The sequence below is a fragment of the Bradyrhizobium sp. USDA 4504 genome (assembly GCF_054063995.1).
The window spans coordinates 5053758-5076003 of sequence record NZ_JBSSGV010000001.1; the positions used below are offsets into that span (position 1 = coordinate 5053758).

The 22246-nt window shown below is 64.9% G+C and carries 24 protein-coding genes, 1 tRNA gene and 1 pseudogene; 14 read left to right on the forward strand and 12 right to left on the reverse strand.

Annotated features, from left to right (window positions below; all coding sequences use genetic code 11):
* Nucleotides 1–129: 129 nt before the first annotated feature.
* From ctrA to ACVMB1_RS23795, 5 genes are all read left to right on the forward strand, one after another.
* Nucleotides 130–831 carry a response regulator transcription factor CtrA gene (gene ctrA / locus ACVMB1_RS23775; RefSeq protein ID WP_016848562.1) on the forward strand — a complete coding sequence of 234 codons (702 nt, stop codon included), beginning with the start codon at nt 130–132 and terminating at the stop codon, nt 829–831.
* Between the two features lie 166 nt (nt 832–997).
* Entirely contained in the window at nt 998–1402 is a 405-nt protein-coding gene (locus ACVMB1_RS23780) for a DUF350 domain-containing protein (RefSeq protein ID WP_057015189.1), read from the forward strand.
* A gap of 16 nt (nt 1403–1418) precedes the next feature.
* Nucleotides 1419–1853, forward strand: coding sequence for a hypothetical protein (locus ACVMB1_RS23785; protein ID WP_076824380.1), 435 nt, complete (start codon nt 1419–1421; stop codon nt 1851–1853).
* Between the two features lie 73 nt (nt 1854–1926).
* Nucleotides 1927–2181, forward strand: a complete 255-nt coding sequence (locus ACVMB1_RS23790; protein WP_141342805.1) for a hypothetical protein — start codon at nt 1927–1929, stop codon at nt 2179–2181.
* Between the two features lie 33 nt (nt 2182–2214).
* Nucleotides 2215–3372 (forward strand): glutathionylspermidine synthase family protein, encoded by a 1158-nt coding sequence (locus tag ACVMB1_RS23795; RefSeq protein ID WP_076824384.1) that lies wholly within the window; start codon nt 2215–2217, stop codon nt 3370–3372.
* A 159-nt stretch (nt 3373–3531) separates the two neighbouring features.
* Here the strand turns inward: ACVMB1_RS23795 and ACVMB1_RS23800 are convergent, their stop codons facing one another.
* From ACVMB1_RS23800 to chpT, 6 genes and pseudogenes are all read right to left on the reverse strand, one after another.
* Nucleotides 3532–4404: a CheR family methyltransferase gene (locus ACVMB1_RS23800; RefSeq protein ID WP_076824386.1), complete on the reverse strand. Its 873-nt coding sequence runs from the start codon at nt 4402–4404 to the stop codon at nt 3532–3534.
* A complete protein-coding gene (locus tag ACVMB1_RS23805) occupies nt 4401–5567 on the reverse strand; it encodes a protein-glutamate methylesterase/protein-glutamine glutaminase (protein ID WP_057015193.1) in 1167 nt (388 codons plus the stop codon). Before ACVMB1_RS23805 ends, ACVMB1_RS23800 begins: the two co-directional genes overlap by 4 nt.
* 130 nt (nt 5568–5697) lie before the next feature.
* On the reverse strand, nt 5698–6063 hold the full coding sequence (locus ACVMB1_RS23810; RefSeq protein ID WP_018273268.1) for a response regulator: 366 nt from the start codon (nt 6061–6063) through the stop codon (nt 5698–5700).
* Nucleotides 6064–6126: 63 nt separating this feature from the next.
* Nucleotides 6127–6597 carry a chemotaxis protein CheW gene (locus tag ACVMB1_RS23815; protein ID WP_076824388.1) on the reverse strand — a complete coding sequence of 157 codons (471 nt, stop codon included), beginning with the start codon at nt 6595–6597 and terminating at the stop codon, nt 6127–6129.
* Nucleotides 6598–6619: 22 nt separating this feature from the next.
* A pseudogene (locus tag ACVMB1_RS23820) lies at nt 6620–9335 on the reverse strand (hybrid sensor histidine kinase/response regulator).
* Between the two features lie 202 nt (nt 9336–9537).
* Entirely contained in the window at nt 9538–10185 is a 648-nt protein-coding gene (gene chpT, locus ACVMB1_RS23825; protein WP_057019328.1) for a histidine phosphotransferase ChpT, read from the reverse strand.
* 256 nt (nt 10186–10441) lie between these two features.
* Here chpT and cysQ point away from each other — a divergent pair, with 256 nt between their 5' ends.
* Nucleotides 10442–11269: a 3'(2'),5'-bisphosphate nucleotidase CysQ gene (cysQ, locus tag ACVMB1_RS23830; RefSeq protein WP_076830787.1), complete on the forward strand. Its 828-nt coding sequence runs from the start codon at nt 10442–10444 to the stop codon at nt 11267–11269.
* Here cysQ and ACVMB1_RS23835 read toward each other — a convergent pair whose 3' ends face one another.
* Nucleotides 11270–11734, reverse strand: coding sequence for a YHS domain-containing (seleno)protein (locus ACVMB1_RS23835; RefSeq protein WP_076830784.1), 465 nt, complete (start codon nt 11732–11734; stop codon nt 11270–11272).
* A gap of 153 nt (nt 11735–11887) precedes the next feature.
* Here ACVMB1_RS23835 and ACVMB1_RS23840 point away from each other — a divergent pair, with 153 nt between their 5' ends.
* The 3 genes from ACVMB1_RS23840 (at nt 11888) to ACVMB1_RS23850 (ending at nt 14202) form a co-directional block, all read left to right on the forward strand.
* Complete coding sequence (locus tag ACVMB1_RS23840) at nt 11888–12493, forward strand: DUF1134 domain-containing protein (protein WP_076830782.1); 606 nt, start codon at nt 11888–11890, stop codon at nt 12491–12493.
* Between the two features lie 237 nt (nt 12494–12730).
* Entirely contained in the window at nt 12731–14014 is a 1284-nt protein-coding gene (locus ACVMB1_RS23845; RefSeq protein ID WP_456849276.1) for a hypothetical protein, read from the forward strand.
* 113 nt (nt 14015–14127) lie between these two features.
* Nucleotides 14128–14202: transfer RNA gene (locus ACVMB1_RS23850), tRNA-Val, on the forward strand.
* A 215-nt stretch (nt 14203–14417) separates the two neighbouring features.
* On the opposite strand, the gene ACVMB1_RS23855 is transcribed toward ACVMB1_RS23850, so the two are convergent.
* Nucleotides 14418–14723 (reverse strand): hypothetical protein, encoded by a 306-nt coding sequence (locus ACVMB1_RS23855; protein ID WP_057019307.1) that lies wholly within the window; start codon nt 14721–14723, stop codon nt 14418–14420.
* A gap of 177 nt (nt 14724–14900) precedes the next feature.
* Here ACVMB1_RS23855 and ACVMB1_RS23860 point away from each other — a divergent pair, with 177 nt between their 5' ends.
* Entirely contained in the window at nt 14901–15272 is a 372-nt protein-coding gene (locus ACVMB1_RS23860; protein ID WP_057019306.1) for a DUF4118 domain-containing protein, read from the forward strand.
* 70 nt (nt 15273–15342) lie between these two features.
* Here the strand turns inward: ACVMB1_RS23860 and ACVMB1_RS23865 are convergent, their stop codons facing one another.
* Nucleotides 15343–15483: a hypothetical protein gene (locus ACVMB1_RS23865; RefSeq protein WP_168858519.1), complete on the reverse strand. Its 141-nt coding sequence runs from the start codon at nt 15481–15483 to the stop codon at nt 15343–15345.
* Nucleotides 15484–15654: 171 nt separating this feature from the next.
* Between ACVMB1_RS23865 and ACVMB1_RS23870 the strand changes: the two genes are divergently transcribed.
* A complete protein-coding gene (locus tag ACVMB1_RS23870) occupies nt 15655–15891 on the forward strand; it encodes a hypothetical protein (RefSeq protein ID WP_244558911.1) in 237 nt (78 codons plus the stop codon).
* A gap of 425 nt (nt 15892–16316) precedes the next feature.
* On the opposite strand, the gene ACVMB1_RS23875 is transcribed toward ACVMB1_RS23870, so the two are convergent.
* Nucleotides 16317–16853, reverse strand: coding sequence for a hypothetical protein (locus ACVMB1_RS23875; RefSeq protein ID WP_076830771.1), 537 nt, complete (start codon nt 16851–16853; stop codon nt 16317–16319).
* Between the two features lie 50 nt (nt 16854–16903).
* Nucleotides 16904–18451, reverse strand: coding sequence for an acetolactate synthase large subunit (locus ACVMB1_RS23880; RefSeq protein WP_057019302.1), 1548 nt, complete (start codon nt 18449–18451; stop codon nt 16904–16906).
* Nucleotides 18452–18839: 388 nt separating this feature from the next.
* Between ACVMB1_RS23880 and ACVMB1_RS23885 the strand changes: the two genes are divergently transcribed.
* The 3 genes from ACVMB1_RS23885 (at nt 18840) to ACVMB1_RS23895 (ending at nt 21985) form a co-directional block, all read left to right on the forward strand.
* Nucleotides 18840–19415, forward strand: coding sequence for a L,D-transpeptidase (locus ACVMB1_RS23885; RefSeq protein WP_038378145.1), 576 nt, complete (start codon nt 18840–18842; stop codon nt 19413–19415).
* Nucleotides 19416–19522: 107 nt separating this feature from the next.
* Nucleotides 19523–20323: a DUF2927 domain-containing protein gene (locus ACVMB1_RS23890; RefSeq protein ID WP_057019301.1), complete on the forward strand. Its 801-nt coding sequence runs from the start codon at nt 19523–19525 to the stop codon at nt 20321–20323.
* A 666-nt stretch (nt 20324–20989) separates the two neighbouring features.
* A complete protein-coding gene (locus ACVMB1_RS23895) occupies nt 20990–21985 on the forward strand; it encodes a LysR family transcriptional regulator (RefSeq protein WP_057019300.1) in 996 nt (331 codons plus the stop codon).
* 14 nt (nt 21986–21999) lie between these two features.
* Here the strand turns inward: ACVMB1_RS23895 and ACVMB1_RS23900 are convergent, their stop codons facing one another.
* Nucleotides 22000–22212 (reverse strand): hypothetical protein, encoded by a 213-nt coding sequence (locus ACVMB1_RS23900; RefSeq protein ID WP_057019299.1) that lies wholly within the window; start codon nt 22210–22212, stop codon nt 22000–22002.
* Between the last annotated feature and the right edge of the window lie 34 nt (nt 22213–22246).

The following is a 22246-nucleotide window of genomic DNA, read 5'->3' on the forward strand; positions in this document are numbered from 1 at the left end:
CTTGCGCGGAGGAATCAGTTTTTGTTAACCATATCTCGTCAGGATCCGAATCAGTTGTTCAAAGGCGTTTTGTGAGTGCCGCAAGTGCGGCCGACCTGACGCCCGGAGCGGCGACTATAGGGGACTGGCATGCGCGTTTTGCTGATTGAAGATGACAGCGCCGTCGCGCAGTCGATCGAATTGATGCTCAAGTCCGAGAGTTTCAACGTCTACACGACGGACCTCGGCGAAGAGGGCGTCGATCTCGGCAAGCTTTACGACTACGACATCATCCTTCTCGACCTCAACCTGCCCGACATGTCCGGCTACGACGTGCTCAAGCAGCTGCGGGTGTCGAAGATCAAAACTCCCATTCTGATCCTCTCCGGCCTCGCCGGCATCGAGGATAAGGTCAAGGGTCTCGGCGTCGGCGCCGACGACTACATGACCAAGCCCTTCCACAAGGACGAGCTGGTCGCCCGCATCCACGCGATCGTGCGCCGCTCCAAGGGTCACGCCCAGTCGGTCATCCAGACCGGCGATCTCGTGGTCAATCTCGACACCAAGACGGTCGAGGTCGGCGGCCAGCGCGTGCACCTGACCGGCAAGGAATACCAGATGCTGGAGCTGCTCTCGCTCCGCAAGGGCACCACCCTCACCAAGGAAATGTTCCTCAACCATCTCTACGGCGGCATGGACGAGCCGGAGCTGAAGATCATCGACGTCTTCATCTGCAAGCTCCGCAAGAAGCTCGCCAATGCCTCCGAAGGCCGCAACTTCATCGAGACCGTGTGGGGCCGCGGCTACGTGCTGCGCGAGCCGCACGAGGCCGACGAGCGCATTCCCGCCTGACCTTCCGGGCCCGCAGAGAACCGCAAGGTTCGCTCCTTTCGACCTGAACCCCGCCGCAAATGGCGGGGTTTTTGTTTGGATTGAACCGGCTCTCGGCATGCGCCGACCAAGGGAACGTGCAATCCTGCCTCGCGCGAATTCCGACGAACTCCCGGACCGCCCCGACATGATCCTGCAATCCCTCGCCGGCCTGCCGGCGTTCCTGGTCTATTTCTGCACGGCGCTGATCGCCGTGGTCGCCTACCTCTTCGTCTACACACGCGTCACACCGCATGACGAATTCCAGCTGATCCGCGACAACGATCCGGCGGCGGCGATTGCGCTGGGCTTAAGCCTGCTCGGCTTCGTGCTGCCGGTGGTCAGCGCGATCGCCCACTCCGCCAATGTGGTGGACTGCCTGATCTGGAGCATCATCGCGCTGATCGTGCAGATCATCGTCTATTACATCGTGAAGATCCCGGTGCCGAACCTGTCGGGGCGGATCGCCTCCGGCGAAATGGCGCCGGCGATCTGGCTCGGGCTGTCCTCGCTGGCCGCAGGCGCGCTGAACGCGGCCTGCATGATCTACTGAGCCGTTGAACCAAACCATGGCGCGCAAACCGAACCCGGACTTCGGCAAACGGCGACCGGTCGTGCCGGCGGTGCCGACGCCGCCGCGGCCGGATGCGCCATCCAAGCGCACCAACCACGTCGCGCTGCTCTTGATGGGAACGCTCGCGGTCGGCGGCAGCGCCTACGCGCTGATGCCGCGGCCGAATTGCCAGCCGGTGCCGCCGACACCGCCGGGCGTCACCGCACCGGGCGTCGTCACACCGGTCCCGCCACAACCAGGCGTCGACTGCACAACGCGCAGCTCATCGTCCGGATCGGGCGGCAGCAGCGGCTCGTCGCGCAGCAGCTTCTACAGCGGCAGCCCGTCGTCGAGCGGCACCTCCTCTTCCTCGAGCTCGTCGTCTAGCTCGTCGGTGAGCCGCGGCGGCTTCGGTTCGTTCGCGCATGCTTTCGGCTTCAGCGGCAGCTGATGCATGTTGCCGTGTCATCGCCGTGTCATCGCGCTTTCGCTTGCCCGGCGAACGCAGCTGATGGAAACTCGCCATGGCTCCGCAGACGGCAAGGCAGGGATTGGCGTTCATGAAACGCTCGCGCCGGGTATGGCTGAAATTGATGGGAAGTATCGCGATCGGCGCGGCGTCGATCGGCCTGACGCCAAGCCATGCCCGCAGCCACCACCATGCAGGACACGGAACGAAGGGAAAATCGGCGGAACGGTTGCCCTCCGGCGGCTTCGGCGGCGCGCCGCGCACCATCGCCCGCTACGGCGACGACGATCCGTCGCATGGCGGAAGCTGACACCAGGCTGACGAGCGAACGCGGTTTCCCCTCATGCAACGCATCGCATTTCCCGAACGCGACGATTGGCGGACGACTGCCGAGAACGCCGGCTTCACCTTCCACACCATCGACGGCGAACGGTACTGGGACGAGCGCGCCTATTACGCCTTCACGCTGGACGAGATCGAGCGCGCGATCGAGGCGCCGACCGGCGAGATCGACGCGATGTGTCTCGAGCTCGCCGGACGCGCGGTCAGGGATGAACGCTATCTGCGCCGGCTGAAGATACCGGAGGCGTACTGGGATCTGATCGCGGCAAGCTGGCGCCGCAGGAATCCGAGCCTGTACGGCCGGCTCGATCTCACCTTCGACGGCCGCGGCCCGGCCAGGCTGCTCGAATACAATGCCGATACGCCGACCTCGATCTTCGAGGCCGCGGTGTTTCAATGGACCTGGCTCGAACAGGCGATCCAACGCAACATCATCCCGAAGCGCGCCGACCAGTTCAACTCGATCCACGACCGGCTGATCGAGGCCTGGAAGAGGATCGGCGCGACCCACCCGCTGCATCTCACCGGACTGACCGGAAATCCCGAGGACGCCGGCACGCTCGCCTATCTCGAGGACACCGCGGCGCAGGCCGGGCTGAAGACCACGCTGCTCGACATCGAGGAGATCGGACTGCGCGACGACGGTCAGTTCGTCGACCTCGACGAACGCCCGATCGCGCTCGCGTTCAAGCTCTATCCGTGGGAGTGGATGTTCCACGACGCGTTCGGCAAGAACCTCGCGACCGCGCCGACGCAGTGGATCGAGCCGCCATGGAAGGCGATCCTCTCCAACAAGGGCATCCTGCCGCTGCTCTGGGAGATGTTCCCGAACCACCCCAATCTGCTGCCGGCCTATTTCGAGGACGACCCGCAGGCCGCCCAGCTCGGCACGTCGTTCGTGCGCAAGCCGATCTATTCACGCGAGGGCGCCAATGTCGAGCTGGTCAGCGCCGGCGTCACGCTGGTCGCCGAGCAAGGCCCCTACGGCGCCGAAGGTTTCATCCGCCAGGCGCTGGCGCCGCTGCCGAATTTTTCCGGGCAGTATCCGGTGCTCGGCAGCTGGCTGGTGGACGGCACGCCCTGCGGACTCTCGATTCGGGAAGACGAGAATCCGATCACCGGCAACACCTCGCGCTTCCTGCCGCACGCGATTTTGTAGTTCATGAACGTTGAAAGAACGCGGCTCTGTCGCCGTCATCCTGAGGTGCGAGCGCTTGCGAGCCTCGAAGGATGCACGGCCCCGCTGGTGGCCGTCGACCCTTCGAGACGCCGCTTCGCGGCTCCTCAGGGTGACGGGGTTAAAGCGAGATGTCTCGTCTCACCGCGCAGCGGACGCAACCGCCTTCAGCACATGCAGCGCGGCGCCGGCGCGCGCGACTGGCGCAGTGTTTGGCTGATAGAGCCCGCGCCGGTCGGGATATGGCCTGAACAGGTTGGTGATGCCGACCACGGATTCCGCCGCGCCAAGCGCCAGCACGCCGTCGGGCTCGAGCATCCGGGACACCTTGCCGAAGATACCGGCCTTGGTCTGCTGATCGAAATAGATCAGCACATTGCGGCAGAAGATCACGTCGAAGGTGCCGAGATGCGACAGGTCCTGCAACAGATTGAGCTGGCGGTGCTGCACCATGCCGCGGATATCGGCGTTGAGCTGCCAGAGCTCGCCCTTCTGCACGAAATACTTGACCAGCAGCTGGATCGGCAGGCCGCGCTGCACCTCGAACTGGCTGAACAAGCCGGCCTTCGCCTTTTCGAGCACCGCCTGCGACAGGTCGGTGGCGATGATCTCGATCCGCCAGCCGGCAAACAGCGCAGTCATCTCCTTCAGCAGCATCGCGATCGAATACGGCTCCTGCCCGGTCGACGACGCCGCGCACCAGATGCGCAAGCTGCGGCGCGCCGCGCGCGTCTGCGCGAGCGCGGGCAGCACCGCTTCCTTCAGATGGTCGAACGGGATCTTGTCGCGAAAGAAGAAGGTCTCGTTGGTGGTCATCGCTTCGACCACCTCGGATGTCAGCAGCTCCGCGCCACCCTTCATCCGCTGCACCAGCTCGGGAATCCCGGCGAGGTTCGACCGGCGCGCCAAGGGCAACAGGCGGCTCTCGACGAGATATTGCTTGTCGGCGGAGAGATCGAGGCCGGAACGGTCTTTCAGCAGCTTACGCAGATACTCGTAGTCCAGCGGCGTCACGAACGGTCTCCCGCAAATACCCGAACAAGCTTCGGTGCGATCTGATTGAGCGGCAGCACCGCGGCGCAGATGCCGGCATTGACCGCAGCACCGGGCATGCCCCACACCACGCTGGTCGCTTCGTCCTGGGCGATCACGCTGCCGCCGGCGGCGACGATGTCCTTGCCGCCGCGCATGCCGTCGGAGCCCATGCCGGTCAGGATCACCGACATGATGCTGCCCTGCCAGACATCGATCGCGGAGGTGAACATCGGATCCACCGCGGGCTTGCAGAAATTGACCGGCGGCCCGTCGTCGAGCGCGATCGTGGCATCGACGCCGTGGCGGGCGACGCGCATGTGGCGCCCGCCGGGCGCCAGATAGATCTGGCCCGGCTTGATGCTCTCGCCGTCGATCCCCTCATGCGCCGGCCGCTTGCTGGTGCGCGCCAGATGCTCGGCGAGAATGGTCGTGAAGGTCGGCGGCATGTGCTGGGTGATCAGCACCGGGAAGCGATCGATCACCGGGCCGATCTCGGCGACCAGCGTCATCAGCGCCTGCGGGCCGCCGGTCGACGAGCCGATCAGCAGCACCTTGGGCGGCAGCAGGCCGAACGAACGGCGCGTGGCCTGGGCCGGCGCTGTGTGCGCAGCAGCGGGCGCCAGCGGACGCGGCCTGTCATGACCGGGCGCAAGCGGCGGGCTTGCCATCGAGTGCAGCGGGTTGCGCCGCGCCTTGGCGCCGAGATGACGGATCTTCTGGATCAGGTCGTGGCGGAAGGTTTCCGCGGCGGTGGCCTCGCGCGTGCTTTCCGGTTTCGGAATGTAGTCGGACGCACCGAGCGAGAGAGCCTTCAGGCTGATCTCCGCGTTGCGGCGGGTCAGCGTGGAGGCCATGATGACGACGAGATCGCGCTTCTTCGCCAGCAGCTGCGGCAGCGCCGAGATGCCGTCGAGGTCGGGCATCTCGATATCGAGCACCGCGACATCGGGGTTGATGCGTTCGAGCTGGTTGACGGCGTCGAGGCCGGTGCGCAGCGAGGCGACGACTTCCATGTCGGGCTCGGCGCCGATCCAGCGCGAGATCATCCCGCGGATCACCACGGAATCGTCGACCACCATCACCCGCACCTTGTCGGAACGGGTCGATGTCGGGACCGCAGTACTTGTCAACGCAACACTCATGACTTCACCAGCGACGCAACACGACGCACAACAACCGTTGAGCCGAAGGCTTCTGCCGCCGGATCGAACGAAGAATCTAAGTCAGCATGATCTTCTCGGAAAACCGGTTCCCATTTTTCCGGATCATGCTCTAAATGAGTCCGACTTCCTGGAACTTCGCGGTGACGATGTCCCGGTCGAACGGCTTCATGATGTATTCGTTGGCACCGGCATGCAGCGCGCGTGCGATATGCGCGACGTCATTCTCGGTGGTGCAGAACACGACCTTGGGCTGATCGCCGCCGGGCATGCGGCGGAGATTGCCGAGAAACTCGTAGCCGTCCATGACCGGCATGTTCCAGTCGAGCAGCACCGCTTCCGGCATCGCGCGCTTGCAGGCCTCGAGCGCCTTGGCGCCGTCCTCGGCCTCGACGATCTGGAAATCGAGCCCTTCCAGAATGCGGCGGGCGACCTTGCGAATGACGCTTGAGTCATCGACAACAAGACAGGTTCTCATCTGCGACCTCTACTTCCTCATCCCCGGTGGGATGTTTCAGTTCTTCAGTTCGGGCGGCCCTGTTCACGCCGCTTTGGCGTCGGGCACCAGTTCGAGCACGCGATCGATATCGAGGACGACCATGAGCTGGCCGTCGAGGCGGTGGACGCCGCCGGCGAGCTTGGCCATGCGGGGATCGAGGTTGACCGGATTGTCCTCGCGGCTGTTTTCGGAGAGCCGCAGCACTTCGCCGATCTGGTCGATCAGCAGGCCATAGGATTCGCCGCGCTGGTCGACGCCGACCGCCATCGGAGGCTTACCGTCGTCGGCCTTCGGCAGCCCGAGCCGGGCGCGCATGTCGACCACGGTGACGATACGTCCGCGCAGATTGAGCACGCCGGCGATCTCGCTGGAGGCCAGCGGCACCCGCGTCAGCCGCTCCGGCATGAACACGTCCTGCACCCGCGAGATCGGCAGGCCGAACAGCTGCCCGCCGATCACGGCGGTGACGTATTCGGCCATCGCGCCTTCGCTGGTCTCGGTCTTGCTGGTCATCGATCCCTGTCCTTATCCCGTGTCAGGCCGCGCGGCGCAGTTCGGCGGTCTGCTCTTTCAGCGCCGCGATCAGCCCGGGACGATCAAACTTGGCGACATAGTCGTGGAAGCCGGCCTGCCGGCCGCGCTCGATCGCCGCCGGCGACACCATCGCCGACAGCGCGATGATCGGCAGCCCGATCAGATTGTGGTCGCTTCGGATGTTCTCGGCGAACTCAAAGCCGTTCATCTCGGGCATCTCGATGTCGGTCAGCACGACGTCGAAGCTCTGTCCCGAACGCAGCGCGGCGAGCCCTTCCTGCGCGCCGCCCGCGGTCCTGACCTTGTAGCCGGCGGCCTTCAAGACCGGCGCCAGCATGTTGCGGAAGAAGGCTGAGTCATCGACCAGCAGCACCGACTGCGCCGAGGCCGACGGCCGCATCTCCTTGCGCGAGAACCAGTCGGCGAACGCCATCGGCAGGAAGTGGCCGACGTCGATCACCTCGGTGGCCTGGCCCTTGATCACGGCCGAACCCAAAATGCCGTCCTGCGAACCCGCAACCTCGATGTTGAGCCGCTCCTCGACGATGTCGATGATCTCGTCGACCACGAGCCCCATCGAGCGTCCGTCGTCGGCGAACACCAGGATCGGCTGCGAGCCCTGCGACTGCACCTCGACCCCGGCCATCTGCACCAGCGGCATCAGCTGCTCGCGGTACTGCACCATGTAGCGGCCGTTCGAGAGCTCGATCTTGTCGGTTGCGATCTCCTCCAGCCGGGTGACGAGGCCGAGCGGCACCGCCTTGGGCTGCGAGGAGCCGGCGCGGAACACCAACAGCGAGGTCAGCTGCTCGCCGCTTGCCGCGTGGGCGTTCGCATTGTCGTCGGCGAGGTCATGGGCCGAGGAGCCGGACGCGCCGAGGGCTTTTGCAATCCCGTTGGGGTCGATGATCATGATGACGGCGCCATCGCCCAAAATGGTGTTGCCGGAGAACATGTCGATGTGCCGCAGTTTTGTGGACATCGGCTTGACCACGATCTCCTCGGTGTGGAACACGCCGTCGACCACGATGCCGAAGGTCTGGCTGCCGACCTGCGTGACCACGATGAAGCCGTTCTCGGCATCGGTGGTCGTCGCGCCGTCGTCGATCTTCAAGAGCTTCTTGAGGTGGATCAGCGGCAGCAGCTTGTTGCGCAGGCGCAGCACTGCGGTGTCCTTGATGCGCTCGATGCGGTGCTCGGAGTTGGCGCGGGCCCGCACCAGCTCGACCACGGACAATTGAGGAATCGCAAAGCGGTCGCCGCCGGCTTCCACGATCAGGGCGGAGACGATCGCCAAGGTCAGCGGGATCTTGATGGTGACCGAGGCGCCCTCGCCGGCCACGCTCTTGATGTCGATGGTGCCGCCGATCTGGTCGATATTGGTGCGCACCACGTCCATGCCGACGCCGCGGCCGGACACCGAGGTGACTTGGGCCGCGGTCGAGAAGCCCGGCGCGAAGATGAACTTGTGGATCTGGGCCTCGGTCATCTTCTCGAGCTCGGCCTCGGTGACGAGACCGTTTTGGAGCGCCTTGGCCTTGATCCGCTCGGTGTTGAGCCCGCGGCCATTGTCGGCGATGCAGATGATGATGTGGCCGCCCTCGTGATAGGCGGAGAGGCGAATGGTGCCCTGCTCCGGCTTGCCGGCGGCGACCCGCTCGGCGGTGGTCTCGAGCCCGTGATCGGCGGAGTTGCGCACCATGTGCGTCAGCGGATCCTTGATCAGGTCGAGCACCTGGCGGTCGAGCTCGGTGTCGGCACCGTGCATCTCGAGCTCGATCTGCTTGCCGAGCTCGCCGGAGAGATCGCGGACGATGCGCGGCAGCTTCTGCCAGGCATTGCCGATCGGCTGCATGCGCGTCTTCATGACGCCTTCCTGCAGCTCGGCGGTGACGTTGGAGAGCCGCTGCAAGGGCACCTTGAACTCGGTGTCCTCGTTGCGGCGAGAGATCTCCAGCAGCTGGTTGCGGGTCAGCACCAGCTCGGAGACCATGGTCATGAGGTGTTCGAGGGTGTCGACATTGACCCGGATCGACTGGTTGGCGATCTTGTCGCCTTCCTGGACGTCCTCAGCGGCCGCCTTGCGGGCCGGCTTCTTCACAGCCTCGGCCGGCTCGGTGGCGGGAGCCGCAGCGGCAGGGCTTCGCGGCCGGCGCCGGTGCGGCGACTTCGGTCTCGGTCTCGCGGAAGGCGCGCTCGAGCTCGTCGAGCGAGACCTCGCCCGGACGCAGCGGACGCTCCAGCGTCTGCACCACCAGCGTGCCTTCGGTCATGTTAGCCTGCACGGACGGAGCTTCGACGACAGGCACGTCCTCTTCAGCGGCAACCGCCATCGCCGCCATGCCGTGCTCGACCATCGCCTCCAGCTGATCGATCAGATCGCGGTCATTGCCTTCGGGCTCGGCCTCGGTCGCCTCGAGCCCTGCAAGGATCTCCTTGATGCGGTCGATCGAGGACAGGATCAGCGTCACGGCTTCCGCCTTCACCGGCATGCCGTCGCGGAATTTGCCCATCAAGGTCTCGCCGGCATGCGCCAGCGCCTCGAGCCGCGGCAGCCCGAGGAAGCCGCAGGTGCCCTTGATGGTGTGCACCAGCCGGAAGATGTTATCCAGGATCTTCGCGTTGTTCGGATCCTGCTCGAACTGCACCAGCTGGTTGTCGACCGTATCCAGGCTCTCGCTGCTCTCCGTCAGGAACTCGCGCAACAGATCGTCCATGAAACCAACCTTCGAAAAACGCCGAAAACGCAGCGGCGCGCAACATCGACGCGCCTGACGGAACTCAGGTCAGCTTCTCCGCAAAGCGTTTAAGTTTGGTTGAGCAAATGGAAAGGAACGGGATCAACAAAGAGATAAGGCCGCGCGATCGAATCGCGCGGCCGGTCGTAACCTTTGATTAATGATATCGGCGCGGCCGCGGTCAGGACGCGGCAATGATAACCTTGTCGCCGTCGAGCGCGAGCGTCACCTTCAGCCCGCAGGCTTCCGCCAGCAGGCGGGTGTAGTGCGGTTGCACCGCATGCGCATCGACCGTGTTCGGCGAGGTCGCATTCAGGAGATCGACGATGTTCTGCGGCACGCGCGCATTGAAGCCCGCAGCCGTGATGCGGAAGCTCATCGCCTCGCCTTCGCCGACCGGATCGATCGTGAGCGTGCCGCCACGCGGGATCGTCTGCTGCGCGATGACCAGCATGTTCAAGAGCAGCTTGACCCGGTTCTTGGGCAGGAGCAGCCGCGGCAAATTCCAGGTCAGCGTCACCTTGCCGTCCTCGATATGCCCCTTCGCCATGTTCTGGGCATCGCCGAGATCGATCTGCGCGCCGGAGGAACCGGCCGCGCCGAACGCCAGCCGGCAGAACTGCAACCGCGCCGAAGCGGTCTTGGCGCTCTTGCGAATCAGATCGAGCGCGAAGTCGCGGTCTTCGGGCTTGGGATTGTCGTCAAGGACCTCAAGCCCATTGACGATCGCGCCGACCGGACTGATGAGATCGTGACAGACCCGCGAGCACAAGAGCGCCGCGAGTTCGAGCGCATCGGGAGCGGGACCGGGAGACGAAGTGCCAGACATCTATTGTTTCCTGGAAAGCCGCACGCCGACCGAGGAGTGCGAATCACGCATGCCTGTCGGCTTGATACACCGCGCAGACGGATGCTGCCAGCTTGCGGCGGGACTGATAAAGCATGATCCGAAAAAGTGGAAACCGGTTTTCCGAAAAGATCATGCTCAAACAAGGAGATGAGATCATGATGCGATGCTCCGTCATCGCATCATGATCTCAGGGAACACAAACAGGATATGCGACCCGCTGACATGAGACCCGCACATGAATAAGGCAAAGCCGTCCCTGATCGGCTGCGAGGCCGCCGCGACGCTGCTCGAATCACTGACCGAACTGGTGATCCGCGCCGGCGACGCGATTCTTGCGGTCAATCGTTCGACGATGAATGTTGCCGGCAAGGACGATGGGTCGCCGGTCACCGAGGCCGATCTCGCCGCCGACCACATCATCGTCGAAGGGCTGACGCGGCTCGCGCCGCAGGTGTCGCTGCTGTCCGAGGAGCGCGTCCATCTGGCGACGCCGCCCTATAAAGACAGTTTCTTCCTGATCGATCCGCTCGACGGCACCAAGGAGTTCGTTGCCGGCCGCAATGAATTCACCGTCAATGTGGCGCTGGTCACGCAAGGCGTGCCGCTGCTCGGCATCGTCGGCGCACCGGCGCTCGGGCTGATCTGGCGCGGCATCGTCGGCAAGGGCGCGGAGCGGTTGACGCTGCAGGGCGGCGCGGTTTCGCAGGCGGTGCCGATCAAGACCCGTCCCTGCCCGCCGCGCGGCGCGCCATGGACGGTGGCAGTGAGCCGCTCGCATGGCGATGCGCGCACCGAAGCCTTCATCGACGCGCGCGGCAACGCGGTCCGCGCCGTGCTGGGCTCGGCGGTCAAATTCGGCCGTGTCGCCGAGGGCGAAGTCGATATCTATCCCCGCCTGTCGCCGACATCGGAGTGGGATGTTGCGGCAGGTCACGCGGTCGTCGTAGCGGCCGGCGGCAAGGTCACCGATTCGAAGGGAAGCCCATTGCATTTCGGGCTCGGCCGCGAAGACTTCCTGGTGCCGGAATTCATCGCCTGGGGCGACCCGGCCGCGGCGCCGTGATCACTGCGCGAGATTGTCTTCCAGCTCCGGCCAACGCGCCGCGGCTTCCTTCAAAAAGCGCGCGGGATCGGCGGCGAACGCGTCACGGCTGCGTTCCCGGTTGAACAGGTAAAGCCTGTTCCCGACGACGGCCCAGAATCGCGGATTGCCCGCGCAGGTGACGCCCCGCACCAGATCGGTCGGATCGTAACCGCCGAATTGCGGGCCATAGATTTCGGGATGCGCCACGAACGAAGCGCGGTTGCCCTCGTTGCGGAAACGCCAGACCACGCCGTTCTCCGCGGCCTCGAATTCCGGCCGCCCCTGGGTGGCGGCGGCGTCGGTGAAATAGGCGACGGGATCGAATCCCTCGATCGCCAATCCGGAGTAGCGGTTCGTCACCACGCGCTCGGTTGTGGTGGCCTGAACAGGCAAGGAGGGCCAGATGGCCGCCAAAATGCCCGCCAACAGGCCGAAAAACGCCATCCCCCGGCACGATCCATATCTTTCCTGCCGTTGTGCCGTCATAGTTGATACCGATAACATCCGAGTCGAGGGGACACCGGGCGCAACCTAGAGCCGTGCCTGTTGGCATCAGGTTAAAGGGCAGCGCCCGGATTTCGATAGCAGGGGTTCTTAATGACTTTCGCATCACGCCTTGCCGCGGTCGCGTTTGCCGCGCTGATGTGCTGGAGCGCAGGGGCGTCCGCGCAGCAGGGCCCGCCACTGCAATATCCGCCGCCACAGCGTGAGCCGACCCCGTATACTTACGGGCCCGACGAATTGGTCAATGCCGGACACAAGTTCTTCGGCAATGTCTCGCGCGGACTCGCCTCGGTCATCGAGCGCGCCGTCAGCCAGTGGGGCCTGCCCAATGGTTATGTGCTCGGCGAGGAAGGCTCTGGCGCCTTCGTGGCCGGGCTGCGCTATGGCGAAGGCACGCTCTACACCAAGAACGCTGGCGACCTCAGGGTCTACTGGCAGGGTCCCTCGGTCGGCTTCGACTGGGGCGGCGACGGCGCGAGGACCATGACGCTGGTCTACAACCTGCCTTCGACCCAGGCGATCTATCAGCGCTTCGTCGGCATCGACGGCTCGGCCTATATCGTCGGCGGCTTCGGCATGACGGCGCTGACCGCCAACAACATCGTGCTGGTCCCGATTCGCTCGGGCATCGGCTTGCGGCTCGGCGCCAGCGTCGGCTATCTCAAATTCACCCCGCGCGCGACCTGGAACCCGTTCTAGGGCGTTTCCAGCCGAGCGGACGCCGGTTCGCATCAAGAAGACGCGTCAGGACAGAATCTGGAGCCTCGATCCGATTCAATCGGAACGAAGCGCGAGGTCGCAGCCCTGATCGGGCGATGAGGCCGGCGCTCCGGCACGGTTAGCAATTCAGGTTAACGCGGCAATCGGGCTGGCCTTTGGCCGGTCCGCCGTGGCATTGTGATTAACAAATTCCTTCTTTTCTTGGAGTGACCCTTCATGATCGAGCCGATCATGTACGCGGCGATCGGTTTCCTGATCTCGATGCTGTGCGGCCTGATGATCGTTCCGCTGGTGCACAACCGGGCGGTGCGGCTGACCACGCGCCGCATGGAGGCGGCCACCCCGCTGTCGATGGCCGAGATCCAGGCCGACAAGGACCAGCTCCGCGCCGAATTCGCGATGTCGGCCCGCCGGCTCGAGATGAGCGTCGACCAGCTCAAGAGCAAGACCACGAGCCAACTCGCCGAGCTCGGCAAGAAGACCGATGCGATCAACCGCATGAAGATCGAGCTCGGCGAGAAGAACGCCGCGATCTTCGCGCTGGAAGCGCGCGAAAAGGCGATGAAGGATCAGCTTCGCGCCACCGAGGAAGAGTTCTCGGCCAAGACCGAGCTGTTGCGCAACGCCGAGCAGGCGCTGACCGACAAGCAGGGCGAGCTCGGCAAGATCAACGCCGAGCTCAACGACCGCGCGATGACCGCCGACAGCCGCCAGATCGAACTGGTCGCGGTGCGGACCCAGGTCGAGGAGCTGAAGAACCGGGTCGGCGATGCCGCCAGGGAATTCGCGGCAACCGAAGCCCGCCTCGCCCAGGAGCGCAGCCAGTCGGAAACCGCGACGCGCGACCTCACCGACGCGCGCGGCCGGGTCGAAAATCTGAGCCAGCGCGTCACCGATCTCGACCGCCAGCTCGTCGCCCAGGTCAAGGAAGCCGAGATGCTCGGCAACCGGGTCAACGACCTTGAGACGCGGCTTGCGACCCAGGGCAAGCTGCTTGCCGAGCGCGAATTCGAGAACGGCCAGTTGAAGCAGGCCAACGCCGCCGCCGAGCGGACCGTGCAGGAGCTGCGCGAGGAGATCGCAGCAGTGGGCGGCGGCAAATCCTCTGCGCTCGACAAGCTGCGGCAGGAGAAGGCTCAAGTCGAGGAGCAGCTGCGCACCGTCAGCGACGAGCGCGGCAAGCTGCAGCGCGACATCAACGCGATCCAGCAGCAGGTTGAGAGCTCCTGGGCGACCGAGCGGATGGAGAATGCGCTGCTGCGCGAGCGCATCAACGACATTGCCGCCGAGGTGGCCAAGCTCGCGATCCAACTCGAGGGCCCGAATTCGGCGATCGAGGCCATGCTGGCGGCGGAGCCGACGGTGCCGGCCAAGGCGGCTGCCAAGCCCGCCAACGGCGTCTCGCCGGGCAGCGGGTTACCCGAGGGCGGCGGCACGCTCGCCGAGCGCATCCGGGCGCTGCAGTCACACGCCTCCCGCGCCCGCCAGCAAGGCGCCTGATTCCCGCAGGGTTTGGCTTGACACCCCTACCCGGCACTTCGTAAATCGCACGCTCTGACGAAGCGCCTTAATCGACCGGCCGCCGACCAGCGGCCTTTGGCACGTCACATCCCGGACGCATAGCTCAGCGGGAGAGCGTTCCCTTCACACGGGAGAGGTCCAAGGTTCGATCCCTTGTGCGTCCACCATCCTGCCTCCTGAACTCTGCCAGGTGCGAACGATTGTCGACATTCTGCTGTCCTCCGGGACCGCCTCACAAAAATGTCGAAAACAACCCCATGCAAAGTAGCCGAGGCGAGCCGGATCAACGGGTTACGCCATTTCCGAATTTTGATTAACTCGTCGCGCAAAACACCGGCAGGCCAGCGGCGCCGATCTCGGCGATGCGGCCCGGCATTCCGGCTCACTGCCGGCGGCGCTGCGGTGCGGATGACGGCTTGGCGTTGCGCCGGCTGAGCTCGCCGAGCAGGTCGCGAACGGCGCCGTCGAGTTCGTCGGGTGGCGGGATGGCGTGATCGGCGTGCTGCGTGCCGGCCCGCCGATACCAGCCGGAGGCGGAGCTGTCGTCATTCGCGGCGCGAACCTGCGGCGCACGAACGTGAGCGCGCGAGGCGGATCCCCGCCGCCGGCGCGAGATCAGCTCGCGTGCGCCGTACCCCGAGATGAAACCGATCCCGGCGACGAGAGCGACAATCAGAAGCTCAAGCATCGTGTTGCCCCCAATCACCGTGCCGCAATGCAATATGCGCGACAATGCGGCGGCGGCTTGACCGGGCCGGTTCCTTTTCACTGTATCGAGCACAACCCTGCCCCTCGGAATCGTACGGGGTTTTGTTTGCAGGCCTCCTCGGCTACCTTCCCGGAACTCGCGGGGGCCGGAGTCTGGATGCGCAAGGGCAACGACTACATTTTGAAGCTGCGGCCTTGGTCGTTGTCGACATTCGTCGTCGCCCTGCTTGCGGTGGTGCTGGCCACCGCGACCCAGGAGATGTTCTCGAGCTTCGGCATGCAGTTCTATTTCGCGGGCTTCGTGCCGGCGATCCTGATCGCCGGCCTGATGGGCGGCGCGCCCGCCGGCGCGTTTGCGACCATCATCACGGTACCGATCGTCTGGTGGGCGTTCATGCCGCCCTATTTCGAGTTCGGCTGGCCGACGGCCGGCGACTATGACAGCCTGGCGATGTTCCTGCTGTCGAGCGCGCTCTTGGTCTGTTTCTCGCAGCTCTATCGGGAAGCGCTGGCAATTCTGCGGAAGTAGCGGACGACCCAGGCCGTGGCCCGGCCGCCGGCGATAGCGCACCGGTTGCCTTGTCGTGGATCGTTCGCTCTCAGATCCCGAACATCCAGATCGCGACGATGGTGGCCAGCGTTGCCACGCCGCTGATGGTCCAGCCCGCCGCGTAGAAGGTGTCCTCGGGGGCGGTGTCGAGCACCGTATTGGTGGTTTCCGTCATTGACCGCCAGCGCATGGCGTCTCTCCTCGGAACTCCTGCCCGGCCAGATAACGCGGCGCCCGGTTCCCGGTTCCGCGGCGGCCATGCCGATCACGCAGAGCTCACGGATTGCTGATCGGTGCCGCGGAACCCTGCGACATTCTGTCCCGTTGAGGCTCGCCGGAAACCAACTTGGGAGAACATCCGATGCGAACACTGATCCTCGCCGCCACCGCCCTTGCCTTCGTCTCGTCCACCGCGCTCGCGCAGGACAAGGCGGGCGGCAGCCCGGCCCCCGCCGCGCAGAGCGGCGACACCGCGACCAAGGGCGAGGCGGCCAAGGCGCCGAAGAAAGCGAAGAAGATCGCCAAGAAATCGAGCGCCAAGACCGGTGCCGCCGCCACCGGCGCTGCCCCGACCGGCAGCGATGCCACCAAGCAATAAACAGAAACAATCGCGCTCGGTGATCCAACTGGCGACCACGGACTTGCCGAGCACGGACTTGTCGAGCACGGAAAAGGCCGCCCGAAGGCGGCCTTTTTACTGTCTCGGTGCGGATGTTGCCTCGGCCCGTCGCGTCGCAATCGAGTGCGCCGACCACCTCGGGCAGTGGAAAGTTGGGGCAGTGGAAGTTGGATCAGTGCAGGCTGGACCAGCGAGCGTTGGACCAGCGAATTCAGGTGCGGGAGGGGGAGCGAAAGAGTTGCGGAGCTGATAATCCGCACCGCCATCGGATCGTTCTGAAAATTGACCACCAGCTCCAGGAATTGCTCCACCTCCCGCACCTTCTGTTGTGCCGCGCGTGCAGGGGCGACGCATGATCCAAACGGGCTATCACTGCAAACGCGAGGAAAGATTCATCGATAGACTTAATGCGGAGCGCCATTGTCGCGCCTGTTCGCGAGCCCGCTCTCGCGTAGCCGCTCGGCAAACCAGAGCGATGTCGCGCTATCGATGGCTCCGCCGGCATAGACCTCGGTAAAGCTCACCCCGCCTTGTCCGACGATCACCAGCACGCCCATCGCATAGGCAAACCAGACATTCGGGTCGGTCAGCGCCTGCAGCTTGCGCTGATCGTGCTCGATCGGCTGGTGATTGCTGTCCTTGCGCAGTTCGATGGCCAGGAGATTGTTCGGGATGTCGCGCTGATGCACGACGATATCGGGATAGATCGACTTGCCGAGATGGTCGTCGGTCGAGCTCCCTGAGCCGCGCGGCAGCCGCAGCGTGCGTTCGCCGAGCCGGTCGTAGTTGCAATCGACCTGCCAGCCGGAAAATTGCCGCTCGACATAGACCGCCAGCCGGTGAGTGAGCGTTCGCTCGCCGAGATCGCGCTCCAGCAGGAACATCTCCTGCGCATAGAATTCCTCCACGGCGGCGATCACCTTGTTCAGCTCGGTCTGCATCGACGCCTCCGACTGGACTGGGCCGCCGCCGCGGCCTTTCAGCTACGCCTCTACATATGCACTTCGATCAGCCGCGGTCCCGGCTCCGCGACGGCTTCCGCGAGCGCCTTGTTGAACTCGTCGGCGGTCGTCACCGCCCTGCCCGGTACCCCCATGCCCCTGGCGAGTGCGACGAAGTCGAGCGTCGGCCGATCGATCTTCAGCATGTCCTGCGCCCGCTTGCCCGGCTCGCCGGCGCCGACGCCGTCGAACTCGCCGCGCAGGATCTGATAGATGCGGTTGGCGAACACGATGGTCACGACGTTGAGCCCTTCGCGCGCCTGGGTCCACAGCGACTGGATCGTGTACATCGCGCTGCCGTCGCCGACCATGCAGATCACCTTGCGGTCCGGACAGGCGACCGCCGCGCCGGTTGCCACCGGCGTCGAGAAGCCGATCGAGCCGCCCATGTTCTGCAGCCAGTCATGCGGCGCGGCCGCCGCCGTCGGCGGGAAGAAGCCGCGGCCCGTGGTGACGGATTCATCGACCATGATGGCGTGCTCGGGGATCGCGCACGCAATCGCCTGCGCGATCGTGGCGTGGTCGAGCGCACCGGTCGGCTTGACCAGTTCCTGCAATTGCTGCGGCTTGACGTCCTGCGCGGTCGCATGCAGCGCGCCCGCGAGCGCCTCGAGCGCCGCGACCGAATTCTCGCCCCAGGCGGTCATGCGATGCACCTCGCAGCCTTCCGCCTTCAGCATGCTCGGCTTGTTCGGATAGGCGAAGAACGCCACGGGATCGTTGGCCTCGACCAGCACGATGTGACGGAATTTCTTCAGGATCGGCAACGCCTGCTCGATCACATAGGGAATGCGGTTGATCGAGAAGCGGCCGCGGCCGCGCGCCATGCGCGGGTGATAGGTCTGGCCCATCACCGTGCAGCCGGTCTTGCCGGCGATGCGCTCGGCGAGCGCCAGCCCGTGCTCGGTCAGCGCGCTGCCGGTGACGAGCAGCAGCGTATGCGCGGCATCGCCATGCAGGATTTTCGCCGCGGCATCGACCGCCTGCGGCGAATAGCTCGGACGCTGCGTGTCCACGGGCACCTCGGCGATGCCGTCGGCTTCGTTCCAGGCGGTGTCGGCCGGCAGGATCAGGGTCGCGATCTGCGGCGGCGCGCTCCTGGCGGCGGCGATCGCAGCCGCGCCGTCGGCGGCGACCGACTTGGCATCCGGCGAGGTGCGCACCCAGGACGACATCGGCCGCGCCAGGCCCTCGATGTCGGATGTCAGCGGCGCGTTGTAGCCGATGTGGTACGTGGCATGCTGACCGACGATGTTGACGATGCCGGAATGCGCCTTCTTGGCGTTGTGCAGATTGGCAAGGCCGTTGGCGAGGCCGGGCCCGAGATGCAGCAGCGTCGAGGCCGGCGTTCCCTTCATGCGGAAATAACCGTCGGCCGCACCGGTCACCACGCCTTCGAACAGACCGAGCACGCAGCGCATGCCCGGGACCTTGTCCAGCGCCGCGACGAAATGCATCTCCGAGGTGCCGGGATTGGTAAAGCAGACATCCACGCCGCCTGCGACCAATGTCCGCACCAGACTTTCCGCACCATTCATGCTCTCGCTCCCGTTTCGAGATGTTCTTGAGGTCGCTCAGAGTATGATCCGATCCGATTGAATCGGATCATGCTCGTATCCTTTTGTTTGGTCGCATTTTCTTCACGCGACCCGGTGCCCACTTCGCTTGAAAACGCTCCAGCTTTTGTTTGGTCGCGCTTTCTTGACGCGAACCGGTACCCACTTCGCTCGAAAACGCTCCAGATCAACCATTCTTCAGCCGCGTCGTCAAAGGCTTGGCCGGACAATGCAGGTATCGCTTCCGATCTGTTGCCTTTTTAAACCGTGTTGTTCGAAAATGCCTGAGGTCACGGCTTCGTCGCTTGCGAAACGCCGGCAATTGTGGCCTCTCTGACTGCATATTTGATTGTTCGCGAGGACGACGACCATGCGCCCGATTGCCTTGATGTTTGCCGCGCTCACGATCCTGGCAGGTGCCGGCCAGGCCCACGCCCAGTTCTTCGACTCTCGCGGCTATCAGTCCGAAGCCCCGAGCTTCTTCGGCGGCGGCGGCGCAAGCCCGATCCCGCGCACCACCGTCAACTACCCGACCAACTACGCCCCCGGCACCATCGTGGTGAACACCGCCGAGCGCCGGCTCTATCTGGTGCTGGCGAACGGCCAGGCGCTGCGCTACGGCATCGGCGTCGGCCGCGACGGCTTCCGCTGGAGCGGTGTCCACCGCATCTCCGCAAAGAAGGAATGGCCGTCGTGGACGCCGCCGTCGCAGATGCTGCGCCGCCGCCCCGATCTGCCGCGCCACATGAACGGCGGCATCGAGAATCCGCTCGGCGCGCGCGCGATGTATCTCGGCTCGACGCTCTACCGCATCCACGGCTCGAACGAGCCGGAGACGATCGGCCAGGCCGTCTCGTCGGGCTGCTTCCGCATGACCAACGACGACGTCACCGATCTCTATGGTCGGGTCTCGGTCGGCACCACCGTGGTGGTGAAGAACAACTGATCGCGTCGATTTCAACGGAACCAGGCGCCGCCATTCGGCAAGATCGCTGATCCCGCCGCCTTGATCCCTCCTTGCGCTGCCGCAAACCTTGCGGCAGCGTTGTCACAATGCCCCAGCACCGTCCTTCGATCCTCGTCCTTCTTGCCGCAACGCTCGCCGCTTGCCTCGCTGATGCCGCGCTGCCCGCGGCCGCCACCGAGGTACCGGCGATCGCCGCGCGCCAGCGCAACGAGAAGAAGGTCTTCACCGACGCCGAGATCGTGGAGGGCTTTCTGAAAACCGCGTTCGGCGCCGAATATCATCTCGCCGGGCGGGTCGACCGAATCCGCAAGTACGACAGTCCGGTGCGCGTGTTCGCCGACGGCAGCCGCGCCGACCGCAAGGTCCAGCTCGCCAGGGTCGTCGCCGACATCCGCAGCAAGGTGCAGCATCTCGACATCGCGATAACCGAGAACAACGAAGCGGCCAATGTCGTGGTCAAGCTGGTGCGCGACCGCGAGCTGTACCGCACGATCGCGACTTTCTACGGCCAGGAGCGCGCCAGGGAGATCCGCTCCTCGCTCGACCCGCAATGCCTGTCCGGCTTCCGCAAGAACGAGAACTACGAAATCGAGCATTCCGACGTGATCCTCACCGTCGACAACGGCGATTTCGTCTTCCTCGACTGCGCCTATGAGGAGCTGTTGCAGTCGCTCGGCCCGATCAACGACACCGCCACCGTGCCCTGGACCATGTTCAACGACAACGTCTCGATGGGCTATTTCGACGTCTACGACCAATATCTGCTCAACCTGCTCTACGACCCCCGCATCAAGCCCGGCATGACCGTGCAGGAGGTCAAGGCCGTGCTGCCCGCCGTCCTCGCCGACGTCCGCGCCTGGGTGGCGAAGGTGAACCATCTGGAGTGAGGGTGGCGGCCTCCGTCGATCGGCGCACACGCTCGCGGCATTCACAGCCGTCGTCCCGGCGAAGGCCGGGACCCATACGCCGCAGCGGGTGTTGTGGATGGGACTCGTCGTTCCGACATCGCGCAACAATGAACTTCGGTGGCAATGGGTCCCGGCCTTCGCCGGGACGACGATGAAGTCGGAAAGCAGTCCAGGTCCCCTCATCCTGAGGCGCACTCGCGCATCTCGAAGGATACACGGCCACAGTCAGGCCGTCGTGGTTCGAGACGGCCGCTGCGCGGCCTCCTCAGCATGACGGTGATGGAATGAGCGCGCGATCTCCCCAATCGTCGTCCTGGCGAAAGCCAGGACCACCGCACTTGATGATGAACGAGATCGCGGCCACAGCATCGCGCAACAATTGACATTTGGGGTAATGGGTCCTGGCTTTCGCCAGGACGACGAGGATGGTTCTCGCGCGAGGTAACGTAGCGTCATTGCGTAGTCCTCGCCCGGCTTTGACCGGGCGATCCAGTATTCCAGAGACAGTCATTGTTGAACCGCGCGCACGAAGGCATGGTTGCGTGGCGGCGGTCCTGAATTCTCGCATTGGTTGTATTATAATCGCATGACAATGCACGGCGCAGGTCGGATGCGCGCCAAAAAAGTGTGCTATAAGCACGTGCGATGATCGAGCTTCCCCGTACCCAGGCCTTGCGTTGCTTCATCACGGTTGCCCGTGAAGGCACGGTATCGCGCGCAGCGGCGATGCTGAAGCTGACCCAGCCCGCGGTCAGCCTGCAGCTGAAGGCACTCGAGGAAAGCACCGGGCTGCAGCTGTTCAACCGCACACCTGCCGGATTCACCCTGACCGAGGCCGGCGCCGCGCTGCTGCCGCTGGCGCACCGGGCGGTGGCGGCCGCGTCCGACTTCAAGGCGATGGCGGACTCGCTGAACGAGGCACAGCGCGGCACGCTGCGCGTCGGCACCATCCTCGACCCCGAATTCACCCGGCTCGGGCCGTTCGTGCGCAGCCTTGCGATGTCCTCGCAGCGCACCGAAGTCTTCCTGCGTCATGGCGTGAGCGACGACGTGCTGGCGCAGATCGGCCGCGGCGAACTCGACGTCGGCTACTATGTCGACGCCACGCCGCAGGACCAACTCGTCCATCACAGCTTCACCGAACGGACCATCGTCGATGGCCGCTACCAGCTCGCCCCGCTGCTTTGCTACGACTACCGGGTGATCGCACCGATCGCCTGGCGCGATCGGGTGATGGGCAAGGGCTGGGCCGAGCTCGCCGAGCTGCCCTGGCTCGCGACACCGCCGCACTCCGGCCACCGGCGGCTGCTCGACGACATCTTCCGCCCACTCGGTGCATTGCCGAAGCGGATCGGCTACACCGACCAGGAAGAGGCGATGATCGACTTCGTCGAATCCGGTCTCTGCCTCAGCCTCGCACGCGACAACGTGCTGGCGCCGCGGATGGCGCGGCCGCATCAGTTCGTGGTCGCCGACAAGGTGAAGCTGACCTGCGATCTCTCCTTCGCCAGCCTCGCCGCCCGCCGCCAGGAGCCGGTGATCGCCCATGCCTTCGCAAGCGTGCGCGCGGTGTGGAATATCAAGCCGACGATCGCCGGCGCCGGTCCGACGCGGACACGGAAGGTCGCGAAGAACGTGTGACGCAGACGCTCGGCTTAGGCCGCGGCGACCAGCGGTCTCGTCATGTCAGCCATCGTGGGCACCAGCGACGGCGCTTCACACTCCTGCAGAGCGAGCTCGTTGACCAGTTCGCGCAGCCTTGGCGGCAGATCGGCGTAATCGCCGCGCAGGGCATGGCGCAGCCGTTCGCCAATCTCTTCGCAGATGGCGCGCGCGTGCTCGGACGCAATCGGATGAGGCTCAATCATGGACGTGGACCGCCGGCGATGACCGCGCGCCGTC

Excerpts from the sequence above, each read along its gene's own strand:
- ctrA (WP_016848562.1), top strand. The coding sequence starts at position 130 with ATGCGCGTTTTGCTGATTGAAGATGACAGCGCCGTCGCGCAGTCGATC.
- ACVMB1_RS23780 (WP_057015189.1), top strand. The coding sequence starts at position 998 with ATGATCCTGCAATCCCTCGCCGGCCTGCCGGCGTTCCTGGTCTATTTC.
- ACVMB1_RS23785 (WP_076824380.1), top strand. The coding sequence starts at position 1,419 with ATGGCGCGCAAACCGAACCCGGACTTCGGCAAACGGCGACCGGTCGTG.
- ACVMB1_RS23790 (WP_141342805.1), top strand. The coding sequence starts at position 1,927 with ATGGCTCCGCAGACGGCAAGGCAGGGATTGGCGTTCATGAAACGCTCG.
- ACVMB1_RS23795 (WP_076824384.1), top strand. The coding sequence starts at position 2,215 with ATGCAACGCATCGCATTTCCCGAACGCGACGATTGGCGGACGACTGCC.
- ACVMB1_RS23805 (WP_057015193.1), bottom strand. The coding sequence starts at position 5,567 with ATGAGTGTTGCGTTGACAAGTACTGCGGTCCCGACATCGACCCGTTCC.
- ACVMB1_RS23810 (WP_018273268.1), bottom strand. The coding sequence starts at position 6,063 with ATGAGAACCTGTCTTGTTGTCGATGACTCAAGCGTCATTCGCAAGGTC.
- ACVMB1_RS23815 (WP_076824388.1), bottom strand. The coding sequence starts at position 6,597 with ATGACCAGCAAGACCGAGACCAGCGAAGGCGCGATGGCCGAATACGTC.
- chpT (WP_057019328.1), bottom strand. The coding sequence starts at position 10,185 with ATGTCTGGCACTTCGTCTCCCGGTCCCGCTCCCGATGCGCTCGAACTC.
- cysQ (WP_076830787.1), top strand. The coding sequence starts at position 10,442 with ATGAATAAGGCAAAGCCGTCCCTGATCGGCTGCGAGGCCGCCGCGACG.
- ACVMB1_RS23835 (WP_076830784.1), bottom strand. The coding sequence starts at position 11,734 with ATGGCGTTTTTCGGCCTGTTGGCGGGCATTTTGGCGGCCATCTGGCCC.
- ACVMB1_RS23840 (WP_076830782.1), top strand. The coding sequence starts at position 11,888 with ATGACTTTCGCATCACGCCTTGCCGCGGTCGCGTTTGCCGCGCTGATG.
- ACVMB1_RS23845 (WP_456849276.1), top strand. The coding sequence starts at position 12,731 with ATGATCGAGCCGATCATGTACGCGGCGATCGGTTTCCTGATCTCGATG.
- ACVMB1_RS23855 (WP_057019307.1), bottom strand. The coding sequence starts at position 14,723 with ATGCTTGAGCTTCTGATTGTCGCTCTCGTCGCCGGGATCGGTTTCATC.
- ACVMB1_RS23860 (WP_057019306.1), top strand. The coding sequence starts at position 14,901 with ATGCGCAAGGGCAACGACTACATTTTGAAGCTGCGGCCTTGGTCGTTG.
- ACVMB1_RS23865 (WP_168858519.1), bottom strand. The coding sequence starts at position 15,483 with ATGCGCTGGCGGTCAATGACGGAAACCACCAATACGGTGCTCGACACC.
- ACVMB1_RS23870 (WP_244558911.1), top strand. The coding sequence starts at position 15,655 with ATGCGAACACTGATCCTCGCCGCCACCGCCCTTGCCTTCGTCTCGTCC.
- ACVMB1_RS23875 (WP_076830771.1), bottom strand. The coding sequence starts at position 16,853 with ATGCAGACCGAGCTGAACAAGGTGATCGCCGCCGTGGAGGAATTCTAT.
- ACVMB1_RS23880 (WP_057019302.1), bottom strand. The coding sequence starts at position 18,451 with ATGAATGGTGCGGAAAGTCTGGTGCGGACATTGGTCGCAGGCGGCGTG.
- ACVMB1_RS23885 (WP_038378145.1), top strand. The coding sequence starts at position 18,840 with ATGCGCCCGATTGCCTTGATGTTTGCCGCGCTCACGATCCTGGCAGGT.
- ACVMB1_RS23890 (WP_057019301.1), top strand. The coding sequence starts at position 19,523 with ATGCCCCAGCACCGTCCTTCGATCCTCGTCCTTCTTGCCGCAACGCTC.
- ACVMB1_RS23895 (WP_057019300.1), top strand. The coding sequence starts at position 20,990 with ATGATCGAGCTTCCCCGTACCCAGGCCTTGCGTTGCTTCATCACGGTT.
- ACVMB1_RS23900 (WP_057019299.1), bottom strand. The coding sequence starts at position 22,212 with ATGATTGAGCCTCATCCGATTGCGTCCGAGCACGCGCGCGCCATCTGC.